The 12,429-nt window shown below is 71.6% G+C and carries 11 protein-coding genes; 6 read left to right on the top strand and 5 right to left on the bottom strand.

Annotated elements, in window-relative coordinates:
- The first annotated feature begins 2 nt into the window (after nucleotides 1–2).
- Nucleotides 3–503: a hypothetical protein gene (locus tag ABZZ74_RS10745; RefSeq protein ID WP_356763268.1), complete on the top strand. Its 501-nt coding sequence runs from the start codon at nucleotides 3–5 to the stop codon at nucleotides 501–503.
- Here the strand turns inward: ABZZ74_RS10745 and ABZZ74_RS10750 are convergent.
- Together ABZZ74_RS10750 and ABZZ74_RS10755 are read right to left on the bottom strand one after the other, a co-directional pair.
- A complete protein-coding gene (locus ABZZ74_RS10750) occupies nucleotides 500–1,123 on the bottom strand; it encodes a hypothetical protein (protein ID WP_356763270.1) in 624 nt (207 codons plus the stop codon). The genes ABZZ74_RS10745 and ABZZ74_RS10750 overlap by 4 nt on opposite strands.
- 2 nt (nucleotides 1,124–1,125) lie before the next feature.
- A complete protein-coding gene (locus ABZZ74_RS10755; protein WP_356763272.1) occupies nucleotides 1,126–1,821 on the bottom strand; it encodes a pentapeptide repeat-containing protein in 696 nt (231 codons plus the stop codon).
- A 244-nt stretch (nucleotides 1,822–2,065) separates the two neighbouring features.
- On the opposite strand from ABZZ74_RS10755, the gene ABZZ74_RS10760 reads away from it, so the two are divergent.
- The 3 genes from ABZZ74_RS10760 (at nucleotide 2,066) to ABZZ74_RS10770 (ending at nucleotide 5,865) form a co-directional block, all read left to right on the top strand.
- Nucleotides 2,066–3,250 carry an FAD-dependent oxidoreductase gene (locus tag ABZZ74_RS10760; protein WP_356763274.1) on the top strand — a complete coding sequence of 395 codons (1,185 nt, stop codon included), beginning with the start codon at nucleotides 2,066–2,068 and terminating at the stop codon, nucleotides 3,248–3,250.
- Nucleotides 3,251–3,346: 96 nt separating this feature from the next.
- On the top strand, nucleotides 3,347–4,315 hold the full coding sequence (locus ABZZ74_RS10765) for a zinc-binding dehydrogenase (RefSeq protein WP_356763276.1): 969 nt from the start codon (nucleotides 3,347–3,349) through the stop codon (nucleotides 4,313–4,315).
- A gap of 56 nt (nucleotides 4,316–4,371) precedes the next feature.
- On the top strand, nucleotides 4,372–5,865 hold the full coding sequence (locus tag ABZZ74_RS10770; protein WP_356763278.1) for an MFS transporter: 1,494 nt from the start codon (nucleotides 4,372–4,374) through the stop codon (nucleotides 5,863–5,865).
- Between the two features lie 75 nt (nucleotides 5,866–5,940).
- Here ABZZ74_RS10770 and ABZZ74_RS10775 read toward each other — a convergent pair whose 3' ends face one another.
- The 3 genes from ABZZ74_RS10775 to ABZZ74_RS10785 form a co-directional block, all read right to left on the bottom strand.
- Nucleotides 5,941–8,577 carry a glycosyl hydrolase gene (locus tag ABZZ74_RS10775; protein ID WP_356763280.1) on the bottom strand — a complete coding sequence of 879 codons (2,637 nt, stop codon included), beginning with the start codon at nucleotides 8,575–8,577 and terminating at the stop codon, nucleotides 5,941–5,943.
- Nucleotides 8,578–8,724: 147 nt separating this feature from the next.
- Nucleotides 8,725–10,131, bottom strand: a complete 1,407-nt coding sequence (locus ABZZ74_RS10780) for an FAD-dependent oxidoreductase (protein ID WP_356763282.1) — start codon at nucleotides 10,129–10,131, stop codon at nucleotides 8,725–8,727.
- A gap of 10 nt (nucleotides 10,132–10,141) precedes the next feature.
- Nucleotides 10,142–10,798: a rhomboid-like protein gene (locus ABZZ74_RS10785; RefSeq protein ID WP_356763285.1), complete on the bottom strand. Its 657-nt coding sequence runs from the start codon at nucleotides 10,796–10,798 to the stop codon at nucleotides 10,142–10,144.
- 34 nt (nucleotides 10,799–10,832) lie between these two features.
- On the opposite strand from ABZZ74_RS10785, the gene ABZZ74_RS10790 reads away from it, so the two are divergent.
- Nucleotides 10,833–11,720, top strand: coding sequence for an aminoglycoside phosphotransferase family protein (locus ABZZ74_RS10790; RefSeq protein ID WP_356763287.1), 888 nt, complete (start codon nucleotides 10,833–10,835; stop codon nucleotides 11,718–11,720).
- A 60-nt stretch (nucleotides 11,721–11,780) separates the two neighbouring features.
- Nucleotides 11,781–12,257, top strand: coding sequence for a GNAT family N-acetyltransferase (locus ABZZ74_RS10795; protein ID WP_356763289.1), 477 nt, complete (start codon nucleotides 11,781–11,783; stop codon nucleotides 12,255–12,257).
- Nucleotides 12,258–12,429 lie beyond the last annotated feature (172 nt).

Consider the following 12,429-nt stretch of genomic DNA (forward strand, 5'->3'; position numbering starts at 1 on the left):
ACGTGCTCGACATCGGCTACGCCCTCTCCAACCGCTTCCCCGATCCGCCGCAGACGGACTACCGGCGTGCGGACGTCCACGCCCTGCGCCACGACCTGTTCTGCGGGGACGTCTATCTAGCCGACACCGACAAGGACCGGGAACTGTCCACAGCCTGGGGATGGGTGCCGGTGCTGGACTTCGCGTGGGCGCTGTGCGACATCGTCGAGCAGCTCGACCGGGACCCGGCGGGCTCGCGGGCGTCCCGCCCCCAGCACGCCGAGCTGGACTTCACCGAGTCCACCGACCGCATGCTCTTCGAGCGCCGCTTCGGCTGGGTGGACATCGAGGCCGACTGGATGCCGGCCGAGGAACCCCCGCTGACCTTCTCCCACTCCGAACTGCGCCGTGAGGCACGGGACTTCCTGCACGACCTGATCGCCGACCTGGTCGACCTGCACGACGACCTCGGCGAGAACCCGGCGATCTGGACCCTGCAGGCCCGCTTCCCGAGGATCTCCTAGCCGATCGGCAGCAGCTCCTCCGCCCTCGTCTCGTGCGGCAGCCCGCCCAGTGACAGATAGCGGTAGCCCGTGCTGAGCCGGCACGCGTTCAGGCCCAGGCAGAGCATCGCGTCGTAGTGCTGGGTGTTGGCGAAGACGTACCGACCGTCCTCGCCGTCCCCCGGGTCGAGGGGGGTGCCCCGCAGCACGGACTCCAGCGCCTCCCGGTCCACCGGGCCGAAGGCCAGCGGGACGAAGGCCTCCGGATCGGCGCCGACCGGCTCGGGGTGTCCCCCACCACCGTCGGGATCGGCGTCGGCGACCGGGGTCTCCTCCTCGCCGGTCTCCGTGTCACCGAAATACCCCGGCCACGAGTCGTACTCGTGCCTCAGTCGCCCGTCCTCGTACACCCGCATGACCAGTACGTCCGAGTCGAAGACGTACGCCCCCAGAGCCGGCACCCCCAGCAGGCCGCTCAGCGGGCCCGCCATGTCGAGCGCGTCCGTCTCCGGGTCCGGGTACACGACGGTGTGTCCCGGCCCGACCGGCAGCGCGTACCCCCGGATGCCCGCCCCGCCGAGCAGCGGCACCACCTCGTCGCACGGCCGCGCCACCACCACGTTGCCGTAGAAACTCCCCACGTTCAGCCCTCCACCCGAATCCCCATCTGTGCCGCCAGCACCGGCGCCAGATCCATCAGTTGGGACGGACTGATCACCGCCCCCGCCAAGCGCTCCACCCCGGCCGAGATCCCCAGCTCGGCCGCCGCTCTCAGATCGACGTCCTTCAGCTCCACTCCTGTGAGGTCGGCGCCCTTGAGGACGCAGTCCACGAACTCCACGCGCTCGAGCCTGGCGCCCCCGAAGTCCGGCTCGACCAGGACGCAGCTCTCGAAGACGACGTCCTTGAGCCGGGCCGCGCGCAGGTTCAGATAGTCGATCTTGCCGCCCCGGACCACCACCCGCTCCAGCGCGGCGCCGTGCATCTGCGTCCCGCCCAGGCGCGCGTCGACCACCTCCACGTCCCGCAGCGTCGCCTCCGCCAGGTCCGTCCCCACGCCCCGCAGCCCCGTCAGCACGGAGTCCAGGACGCGCGCGTGATGCAGCCGCGTCTCGTCCACCGCGCACCCGGTCAGCGCGCAGTCCATGAAGCGGGCGCCCCCGCCGTCCTGCCCGGCCAGGTCCGCCTCCCGGAACTCCAGTCCGTCGTAGTCCCCGTCCGGCTCCAGCTCCCCCTCCGCGAAGGGCTCCAGCGGGGGCAGCCGGATCTCCGGTCGCCGCGCCCCCTTCACCGCCGTACCGCCGGTCCCGCCGGTGCCACCCGCCGCTCGTCTCACCATGCCCCCATGCTGCACCCCGCCACTGACAACCGCCCTGACCTGCAAGAACCACCCCTCATGTCACATTCCGGGCCCGCGGACCGTCGTAGTCGCAGGAAAACGAGAAGCGTCGAACTCGAGACCCGGCGCGAGACCCGACGCGAGCCCCCCAGCCAGACCCCAGAGAAGAAGACGCAGAAAGGCGCCCCTTCCCTGACTCCGATCCGACTCCGATCCGACTCCGATCCGAGGGAGAGTCCGAACGATGCACCGCCCCCGAACCACGCACCGCCTCACCGTCATCGGCGGCGGCTTCGCCGGACTGACCGCGGCGATCACCGCCGCCGAGGCGGGCGCCAAGGTGACCGTCCACGAAGCCCATCACACCCTCGGCGGCCGGGCGCGGACCTCCGAGGGGCCGTACCGCACGAACGAGGGGCCGCACGCCCTCTACAGCGGCGGCCCGCACTGGACGTGGCTCAGGCAGCGGGACCTGATCGGCCCGCTCGCCCCGATCCCGCCGCTGGAGGCGGCCCGGCTGCGGCTGCGGCTGCGGCACCACGGGGTACTGCGCCGCACCCCGCCGTTCGCCATGCTCAAGCTGCTGCGCCCGGGGCTCCCGCAGGCGCCCGTGGACGTCGACTTCCTGTCCTGGGCGACCGGGGTCGCGGGTGAGGAAGGCGCGCGAGCCGCCGCGAACTACGCGGCCGTGGCGGTGTTCCACCACGATCCCGGTTCGCTGTCCGCCGCGTTCGTGCAGGAGCGGCTGCGGCGGGCCACCAAGCTGCCGCCCGAGGCGCACTACCCGCGCGGCGGCTGGGCGAGCGTGATCGACCGGATGGCAGCGCGGGCCTGGAACCTCGGGGTGCGGATGGAGACGCTGTCCCGCGTCGACTCCCTGCCGACCGGTGCGCCCGTCGTGGTCGCCACCTCTCTCGACGCCGCCCGGCGCCTGCTCGGCGACGACTCTCTGACCTGGACCGGCGGGCGTACCGCCCTGATCGACCTGGCGGTACGGACGCGGCGCGGGGACGCGTTCGCCGTGTCCGACCTGGACTCGCCCGGCTGGATCGAACGGTTCACGGCGCAGGACCGCTCGCTCGCCCCCGCAGGCGAGCAGCTGATCCAGGGGCAGATTCCCATCGGTCCGCGCGAGGGCCGGGCGGACGGCATCGCCCGCGCCGAGCGCCTCCTCGACCTGGCCTTCGACGGCTGGCGCGGGCGCGTCACCTGGCGGCGCGAGGCGGTGGCGTACGGCCGTACCGGCGCCGTCGACCTGCCCGGCACCAGCTGGCGGGACCGGCCGGCCGTCGACCGCGGCGACGGTGTCTATCTGGCCGGCGACCAGGTCGCCGCCCCCGGGGTGCTGTCGGAGGTGTCCTTCAACAGCGCCCTCACCGCGGTGTCCCTGGCCCTCGGCCACCACCGGCTTGACCTCAAGCGCGCTTGAGGTCGAAGAGTGGGCGCACGAACCACTGACGGGACCTGCCGACAAGCGGCATGCGACCAGTTACCGGACCCGCCGACAACCGATGGGGGATTCGCCATGCGCGCCATCCGACTGCACGCCTTCGGCCCCGCCGAGAACCTCACCTATGAGGAGGTCGAGGACCCGGTTCCGGGCCCCGGGCAGGTCCGTGTCGCCGTAGAAGCCGCGGGGGTGCACCTGCTCGACACCGCCCTGCGTGAGGGCGCGCGGGGACCGCTGCCCGCACCGCCCGCCCTTCCCACGATCCCCGGCCGGGAGGTCGCCGGTGTCGTCGAGTCCCTCGGCGAGGGCGTCGCCGAGCTGTGGCTGGGCAGGCGGGTGGTCGCCCACCTGGGGTTCGCGCCGGGCGGCTACGCCGAACTCGCCGTCACGGACGTCGACCGGGTGCACGAGATCCCGGAGAACCTGGACTTCGCCGAGGCCGTCGCGATGATCGGCACGGGTCGCACGGCCATGGGGATCCTGCAGTTCGCCGAACTGGGCCCGGACGCCGTGGCCGTGATCCCCGCGGCGGCCGGCGGCATCGGCACGCTGCTCGTGCAGTACGCGAAGAACGCCGGCGCCACGGTGATCGGCCTCGCGGGCGGCCCGGAGAAGACGGCCCGCGTCGAGGCGGGCGGCGCCGATCTCGCCGTCGACTACAGGGACCCGGAGTGGCCCGGGAAGGTTCGGGCCTACCTCGGCGGCCGTTTCGCCACCGTCGTCCTCGACGGCGTGGGAGGCGAGATCGCCCGGGAAGCCGTCGGTCTGCTCGGGCCCGGCGGCAAGCACATCGTCTTCGGCTGGTCCTCCGGGGACGTCCGCGACGGCTCGCCCTACCTCGTCGAGGGCGTCTCCCAGCAGGTCCTCGGCCCGGTCATGACGAAGAGCGCCTCCATACGGACCCTCGAACTCCGCGCCCTCGCCGAGGCCGCAGCGGGCCGGCTGACCCCCGCCGTCCAGCGCTTCCCGCTCGCCGACGCGGCAGCCGCGCACCACGCACTGCAAACCCGCCGGACAACCGGAAAGGTGGTACTGGAGCCATGACCAGCCGTAAGCCGCTCCCAGGTGCGATACGTCCCGATACATGGTCTTCTGACCAGGTGGCCGTCACCCGAACAGGCGAACCCGTGGGCGCCGACCCCCGCCGCTGGTGGGGCCTGGTCGTCATCGCGCTCGCCCAGCTCATGGTGGTCCTGGACGCGACCATCGTGAACATCGCGCTGCCGTCCGCACAGCGTGATCTCGGCATGTCCGACGCCAACCGGCAGTGGGTCATCACCGCCTACACCCTCGCCTTCGGCGGCCTGCTCCTGCTCGGCGGCCGGATCGCCGACCTGGTCGGCCGCAAACGGACCTTCATCATCGGGCTGATCGGCTTCGCCGCCGCCTCCGCGCTCGGCGGCGCCGCCACCGGCTCCGGCATGCTCTTCGGCGCCCGCGCGCTGCAGGGCGCCTTCGCCGCGGTGCTCGCCCCCTCCGCGCTGTCGCTGCTGACCACGACCTTCACCGACCCCAAGGAACGTGGCAAGGCCTTCGGCATCTACGGCGCCCTGGCCGGCAGCGGCTCGGCGATCGGGTTCATCGTCGGCGGTCTGCTCACCGAGTACCTGAACTGGCGGTGGTGCCTGTACGTCAACATCCCCATCGCGGCCGTCGCCGTCTTCGGCGCGTTCGCGCTGCTGCACGACCGCCCCGGCCACGCCGGCGCCCGGCTGGACGTGCCGGGTGTGCTGCTGGGCTGCGGCGGGCTGGTCGCGATCGTGTACGGCTTCAGCGAGGCCCAGCCGCGCGGCTGGACCGACCCGTTGGTGCTGACGCTGTTCGCGCTGGGCCTCGTCCTGCTCGTGGCCTTCGTGTGGTGGCAGAACCGGGCGCCCATGCCGCTGCTCCCGCTGCACATCGTCAAGGACCGCAACCGCGCGGGCTGCTTCCTGACCATGGGGCTCGCCACGATCGGGATGTTCGGCCTGTTCCTGTTCATGACGTACTACCTACAGGTCGTGCTCGCCTTCTCACCGGTGAAGACGGGTCTGGCGTTCCTGCCGCTGACGGCCGCGATCATCATCGGGTCCACGCAGATCTCCGCGCGGCTGATGAACCACGTCCCGCCGCGTACGCTCATGGTGCCCGGCATGGTTCTCGCCGCGGGCGGCATGCTGCTGCTCACCCGGATGACGGTCGACTCCTCCTACGCCACCGAGATCCTGCCCGCCCTGATCCTCATGGGGCTCGGCATGGGCCTGACCTTCATGCCGGTCTTCGCCACCGCCACCGCGGGCGTCGCCCCGCAGGACTCCGGCGTGACCTCGGCGACCGTCAACACCTCGCAGCAGGTGGGCGGTTCGATCGGTACGGCACTGCTGAACACGATCGCCACCAGCAGCGGCGCGACCTACATCACCGCGCATCTCCACAACCCCGCCCAGCGGGCCCAGGTCGTCAAGGAGGGCGTCGTGCACGGCTACACGATCGCCATCTGGTGCGCCGTCGGCATCATGCTGCTGGCCGGGCTGGTGGCGGGCCTGATGGTGACGGCGAAGGCCCCGAAGCACGGGGCGCGGGCCGAGGCGCCGGTGCCGGAACCGGTGGCGTGACGGACGGGGCACACAAGCGGGGAGGGGCCGCTCGGACCGCGGGCCCCTCCCCTTCCCGTCCCTTGTGTCAGTCGTTCACCGCAGGCGCCGTACGTCGATCGCCCAGATCCCGCGGCCGTGCGTGGCCGCGTACAGGCGTCCGTCCGGGCCGGTGCGCAGCTGCATGACCGCGGTGGTCGGCAGGTTGTCGCCGGCCACCCGCCAGCCCTTCGAGCCCGGCGTCCGCACCAGCACCCCGAGGTCCGTGCCCAGGGCGATCGTGCCGCCCTTCAGCAGCGCGACGGAGTTGGCCGGTACGTCCGGCAGGTTCCCGGAGATGTCCTTCCAGGTCGCTCCGCCGTCCCGGGTCTCGAAGAGGTGGCCGACGCCCGCGCCGGGGCCCTCGGTCCACTTCCGCGAGAAGCCGTTGACGGCGAGCAGGACGTGGTCGGAGTTCTTCGGGTCGATCGCCAGACCGGAGAGGTAGCGGTTGGGGACCGTGCCGCCCGTGGGCAGGTTCAGCTGGTGCCAGCCTGTGCCATCGGCGTTGCCCACCGCGATGCCGCGGGTGAAGCCCTGGTTGTTGCAGGGCCCGCACCAGGCTGCGTACACCTTGCCGCCGGAGGAGGCGACCGCCGTGGCGGTGTGCCCCGCGCCGAGGTCGTAGGCGTTGATCCACTCGCTGCCGCTGCGGATCGCGTACCCCTTGGTGTTGATCCACACGTGCCGGCCGCCGGCGACCCAGGTGGCCGGGTTCTTGATGTCGGCGTTCAGCGGGGCGATGAAGCGGGCCTCGCCGGTGGCGTTGTCGGGCGGGGCGACCGAGTAGGTCGTCGCCTTCGACGGGTCGGTCACCCAACTGCCGTCGTTGACCGCGCAGTTGTTGGTGACGGACACGGCGAGGTAGACGTACTCTTGGGCGATGTCGCAGCCGTTGGCGGGGTCGGTGATCGTGTCGCCGCCGTCGCCGCCGAAGTTGGAGCCCATCACCCGGTCGCCGGGCCGCAGTTGGGACTGCCCGTTGTCCTGCAGACCGCCGGTGATCGCGAGGCCCTTGCGGGACGGGTCGACGCCGACGCCGACCGAGTAGTACTGCAGGGCGTCCATCGTGCCGTCGTTCAGGGACCGCCAGTCGGTGGCGTGACCGGAGGCGTCCGCGCTGCCGTTGAGCGGGCGGCGGAAGGCTCCGCCGTCGTCGCCGACGATGACGTACGGGGCCTTGCCGTCGCTGCCGAACGCGACCGAGTGCTGGTCGGCGTGGACGGTCTGGTGGCAGTCACCGGTCTGCTTGCCCGGGTCGATGGACCAGCAGGGGAAACCGAAGTTCCAGTACGGGCCCGGGACGCTCCAGCTCTTGCCGCCGTCCTTGGTCTCGAAGACCTCCTCGAGACCGGCGTACACATGGTCCGGGTTCTTCGGGTCGACGGTGAGGAACTGGTTGTACCAGGCCTGGATGCCGGGCTGGTACCCGGCGCCGGTGAGCGCCGAACCCGAGTCGCGCAGCTGCTGGTAGGTGGCGATGCGCGTCCACGGGCCGGTCGGCGAACCGGACTTGGAGACGAAGATGCCCTCCAGCCCGCTGTCCGGGTTGGTGCTGGTCATCTCCGGCGACTGGTCGATGGCGTAGTACCGCGACCCGTCCGCGCTGCGCGCGAAGGTCACGTTGCCGACATCCTCCGCGTTGCTCGGCAGGTCCCCGAGCCCGGTCAGCCGCTGCCAACTCCCCGCGGATTTCGCGTAGAAGCCGTTGTAGTCGTCGCCGCCGCGCCAGCCGACCGCGAGCACGACCTTGTTCGGGTTCTTCGGATCGACGGCGATGTCACTGGTGATGTTCTTGTACGGGGCGTCGGGATCGCTCGCCTTGGCGTGACCCGGCAGATAGTCCGGGTTGGGGGCGAACTCCAGCTTCCAGTGGCCCTTCAGCGTCCTGGTGCTGTGGCTCCACACGCCCTCGGTGGTCGCCGCCCACACCTTGTCCCCGGCGAACCGCAGCGCGTTGATCGACTTCGACTCCAGCTCGTCACCGCCGACCCGGTCGTGCCGGCTGAAGCTGCCCTTGCGGGGATCGGCGAGCACGTAGACACCCGTCCCCAGGAAGGAGGTCGCGCTGGTGTTGGCCTCACCGGTGGCGTACCAGAGCCGCCCCCTGCCGTCCAGCTCGAGGTCACCGGTGGACAGGGCGGGCAGCCCGTCGGAGATGTTCGTCCAGTGACCGCCGCCCGAACGCGACCGGAAGACACCGCCGTTGGCCGACCCGGCGTACACATACCCGTGGTTGTCGGCCGCGAGCCCGGTCACCCGCCCGGTCACCTTCCCGGCCCCGCCACTGGAGTTGGAGTTGATGTCCCGGTAGCGCGGATCGTCGGAGTCGTAGGGCAGCCGGGTCAGATCGCTCCAGCCGCCCTTGGTGTGCGGCAGATCGGCCAGAGCGTCGTACGCCGCCCCGTACGCCCCCGGCGCCACGATCCCCGGCGAGGTGCGCGCCTCGGCGTACTGGTCGGCCTGCTCGGCCTCCTCCTGCGCCTCACCGCCGTCATCGTCGTCCTCGTCCTTCGCGAAAGCCGACAGGCCCTTCTGCTGCTGATGCAGAAGGGCCTGCTGCCGCAGTTCCCGGACCCCGAACGGCACCCCGCCACCCGACGACGCCTGGGCCTGCGTGACCGTCAGCCCCAGCGCCGCGGACGTCGCGAGCACCGCCCATACCCGTCTTCTTCGCCAGCCGTTGGCCGCCATGGAATGCCCTCCCCTAGGAGCGTGGCGTACATGTCACAAAGCTGTGGACCAGCTTTGAGGAGAAGAGAGGTGCGGGAGGTGGTGGAGACGGCAATGAGACGGCAAAAACAAGCCATTTGGCGTACTGGACGGTTTACCGACGGTCCGTCAGTGCCGCCCCGCCACCCGGTCCGCGAGGCGGGCCAGTCTGGAGGAGTCGGGGGTGTGGGTGGTCAGTTCGCGGCGGTCGGCGGCGCGGTAGGTGGCGTACATGCCGTGGACGCCCAGCCAGCGGAAGGGCTCGGGTTCCCACTTGCGGACCTTGTGGCCGACCCAGGGCAGTTCGGTGAGGTCGGTCCGGCCGGCCTGGCCTGAGTCCAGCTGGACCAGGTCGCGCAGGGTGCGGGCGGCGAGGTTGGTGGTGGCGACGCCCGAGCCGACGTAACCGCCCGCCCAGCCGAGGCCCGTCGAGCGGTCCAGGGTGACCGTCGCGCACCAGTCCCGCGGCACCCCGAGGACACCGGACCAGGCGTGCTCGATCCGCACACCGGCGAGGGAGGGGAAGAAGCCGACGAGGATGTCGCGCAGCGCCTCGATCGTCGTCTCCTGGGTGCGGCCGTCGTTGTCGGTGCGGGATCCGAAGCGGTACGGCGCCCCGCGACCGCCCAGCGCGATCCGGCCGTCGGCCGTGCGCTGCGCGTACATGTAGGCGTGTGCCATGTCGCCGAGCGTCTCGCGCCCCGCCCAGCCCACGGTCTCCCACTGCTCCTCGGTCAGCGGCTCGGTCGCGATCATCGAGGAGTTCATCGGCAGCCAGGTGCGCCGCTGCCCCTTGAGGTTCGCGGTGAAGCCCTCAGTGCAGCGCAGGACGTAGGGCGCGCGCACGGTGCCGTACGGCGTGACCGCGTGCCGGGGGCGGATCTCCGTCACCGGCGTCGACTCGTGGATGGTCACGCCGAGCGCCTCGACGGCCGCCGCGAGCCCCTTCACCAGCTTCACCGGGTGCAGCCGCGCCCCGTGCGGGGTCCAGGTCGAACCGACGGCGCCCGCCACGCGGATCCGCTCGGCGGTCTCCTCGGCGCCGTACAACTTACGGTCCTTCTCGCCGTACGACAGCTCGTGCGCGTGGAAGTCCCTCAGCCGCGCCAACTGCGCGGGCGTACGCGCAACTTCGAGAACCCCGCCCTTGTGCAGATCGGCGTCGATGCCCTCTTCCCCGGCGACCCGGACGACCTCGTCCACGGTGTCGTTCATGGCCTTCTGCAGGCGTACGGCCGCCTCGTGCCCGTGCAGCCTCGCGTACCGGTCGCGGCCCGCGATCCCGTTGTAGAGCCAGCCGCCGTTGCGCCCCGAGGCGCCGTAACCGCAGAACCTCTGCTCCAGGACGGTGATCCGCAGGAAGGGTGCCGCCTTCTTCAGGTAGAACGCGGTCCACAGTCCCGTGTATCCGCCGCCGACGATCACGACGTCCGCCGACGCGTCGCCGGACAGCGGCCCGCGCACCGCCGGAAGGCCGTCGTCCGCGTACCAGAAGGAGATGCCACCGTTGACGACATCGCTTGCCGTAGGGCTCATGACCAGGACGTTAGCCCCTGAGAGCGGCCCATGTCTCCTTCGGATTCAGTGGTTCTCCGCGCCCTAGGGTGAGCGGATAACAGGCCAGCCCGATCAGCACGGAGGTGAAGTGGCCGAGGTCCGTGAAGGTCGGTGTGGAGGCCAGCGGAAGCCCGTAGACGACGAACACGACGGCCAGATATCCGTACCGCCACGGCACCGCGATCCGGTACGCGAGCACCGCGACCACCCCCGCCAGCGCGTAACTCACCCCGATGTCCAGGGTGTCGGCCGCCGAGTGCGGCGCCATCCCGTCCCGGATCGCCCGCAGCAGCGCGCCCTCGCTGATCAGCGTCGCCAGGACATGCGCCGCCACGCACACCATCAGCCAGCGCGCCGTCCCCAGCCAGCGCTCCGCCTGCGCGTGGAAGACCGCGTAGAGGACCACGTACGGCAGCCAGTGCCCGCTGTCGATCCACATCGCGCTCTGCAGCAGCACCCGCCCCGGGTCGTTCGACAGCTCGTGGATGTTGGTGGACCGCTGCCGCAGGAAGTCCTGCTCGAACTCCGGCGACATGTGGTGCAGCGCGACGGTCGTGACGAACAGGATGCTCAGCCAGACATACGTGCCGGGGGCGCTGCAGACGTACCTCCACACCCTGTAACCGAGGCCCCGGTCAATTCGCATGAGGCGATTCACGCATGTGACTAACCTCGGACGGGTGATCGACATTCCGGACGGACTGATCGCCCAGTACGAGCGGTACGGCGGGGAGGCGGGGCGTGCCTTCGTCGCGGGGCTGCCGGAGCGGGCCGAGCGGTTCCTGGTCCACTGGGAGCTGCGGCTGGACGGGCCGTCGATGTACGGGCGGTGCGCGCTGGTGCTGCCCGTACTGCGGGCCGACGGCACCCGGGCCGTGCTCAAGCTCCAGGACGTCGACGAGGAGACCGTCGGGGAGCCGGTCGCGCTGCGCGCCTGGGACGGCGACGGGGCCGCCCGGCTGCTGGACTGCGACGGCGCGACGGGCACGCTACTACTGGAACGGCTCGACGCGGGGCGCCTGCTGAACGACCTGGCGGACACCCGTGCGGCGACCCTGGTGGTCGCCCGGCTACTGGCCCGGCTGACGGCCGTCCCGGCCCCGGCCGCGCTGCGCCGCCTCGGCGACCTCGCGCCCCGGCTCCTGGACCGGGCCTCGGCGGTCCTGCCCCGGGTGCCCGACCCGGCCGAGCGGCGGCTGCTCGCGGACTGCGCGGCGGCGGTGCGCGAGGTCGCGGGCGAGCCCGGCGACCGGCTCCTGCACTGGGACCTGCACTTCGAGAACGTCCTCGGCGCCGACCGCGCCCCCTGGCTGGCCATCGACCCCAAGCCCCTCGCCGGCGACCCCGGCTTCGACCTCTTCCCGGCCCTGTGGAACCGCTTCGACGCGGACGAGGTGCGGTGGCGCTTCGACGCCATGACGGACACCCTGTCCCTGGACCGCCCCCGGGCCAGCGCCTGGACCCTGGCCCGGATCCTGCAGAACTCGCTCTGGCAACTGGAGGAGAACCGCGCCCCACTCCCCGAGCACCTGGACATCGCCCGGCGCTTGCGGGATCGCCCCGCGTAGGCGGCGCCCACCGGCCGTGCACCCCTGGGGTCCGCGCGCCCCGCGAGTTAGCCTCGCCGCATGATCCGCCCTGCCACCCCAGCCGACGTACCCGTCATCCGCGCCCTCATCCAGGAACTGGCCACCTACGAGAAGGTCCCCCACGAGGCCAGGGCCACCGATGCCCAGCTCCACGACGCCCTCTTCGGTGAGCGGCCCGCCGCGTACGCCCACATGGCCGTCGACGACGACACCGGCGACCCCGTCGGCTTCGCCCTGTGGTTCCTGAACTTCTCCACCTGGCGCGGAGTCCACGGCATCTACCTGGAGGACCTCTACGTCCGCCCCGCCGCCCGCGGCACCGGCCACGGCAAGGCCCTCCTCGCCGAACTCGCCCGCATCTGCGTCGAACGCGGCTACCAGCGCCTGGAGTGGGCGGTCCTCAACTGGAACACCCCGTCCATCGCCTTCTACGAAGCCCTCGGCGCCCGCCGCCAGGACGAGTGGACCGTCTACCGCCTGACGGACGACGCCCTCACAGCCCTCGGCACTCGCTGAAGACCTCTTGCGACATCAGGCGATGCTGGGGCGAGGCACAGTGGTCGGCTCACTCCAGGTCGGCCACCCCCCGGCCTCGTCACAGGAGCACGCGATCGGAGCCGGTGTCGGCGAGGAGTCGTGCGGTCTGGGGGGATGGGTGGTGCAGCCGCAGGGACGCGTGGTTGCCGGC

The sequence above is a fragment of the Streptomyces sp. NPDC006476 genome, from assembly GCF_040612015.1.
In the GTDB taxonomy this organism is placed as follows: domain Bacteria; phylum Actinomycetota; class Actinomycetes; order Streptomycetales; family Streptomycetaceae; genus Streptomyces; species Streptomyces griseorubiginosus_B.

Coding starts and splice junctions, on each gene's coding strand:
- ABZZ74_RS10780 (WP_356763282.1), bottom strand. CDS start 10,131: ATGAGCCCTACGGCAAGCGATGTCGTCAACGGTGGCATCTCCTTCTGG.
- ABZZ74_RS10765 (WP_356763276.1), top strand. CDS start 3,347: ATGCGCGCCATCCGACTGCACGCCTTCGGCCCCGCCGAGAACCTCACC.
- ABZZ74_RS10755 (WP_356763272.1), bottom strand. CDS start 1,821: ATGGTGAGACGAGCGGCGGGTGGCACCGGCGGGACCGGCGGTACGGCG.
- ABZZ74_RS10760 (WP_356763274.1), top strand. CDS start 2,066: ATGCACCGCCCCCGAACCACGCACCGCCTCACCGTCATCGGCGGCGGC.
- ABZZ74_RS10785 (WP_356763285.1), bottom strand. CDS start 10,798: ATGCGAATTGACCGGGGCCTCGGTTACAGGGTGTGGAGGTACGTCTGC.
- ABZZ74_RS10775 (WP_356763280.1), bottom strand. CDS start 8,577: ATGGCGGCCAACGGCTGGCGAAGAAGACGGGTATGGGCGGTGCTCGCG.
- ABZZ74_RS10795 (WP_356763289.1), top strand. CDS start 11,781: ATGATCCGCCCTGCCACCCCAGCCGACGTACCCGTCATCCGCGCCCTC.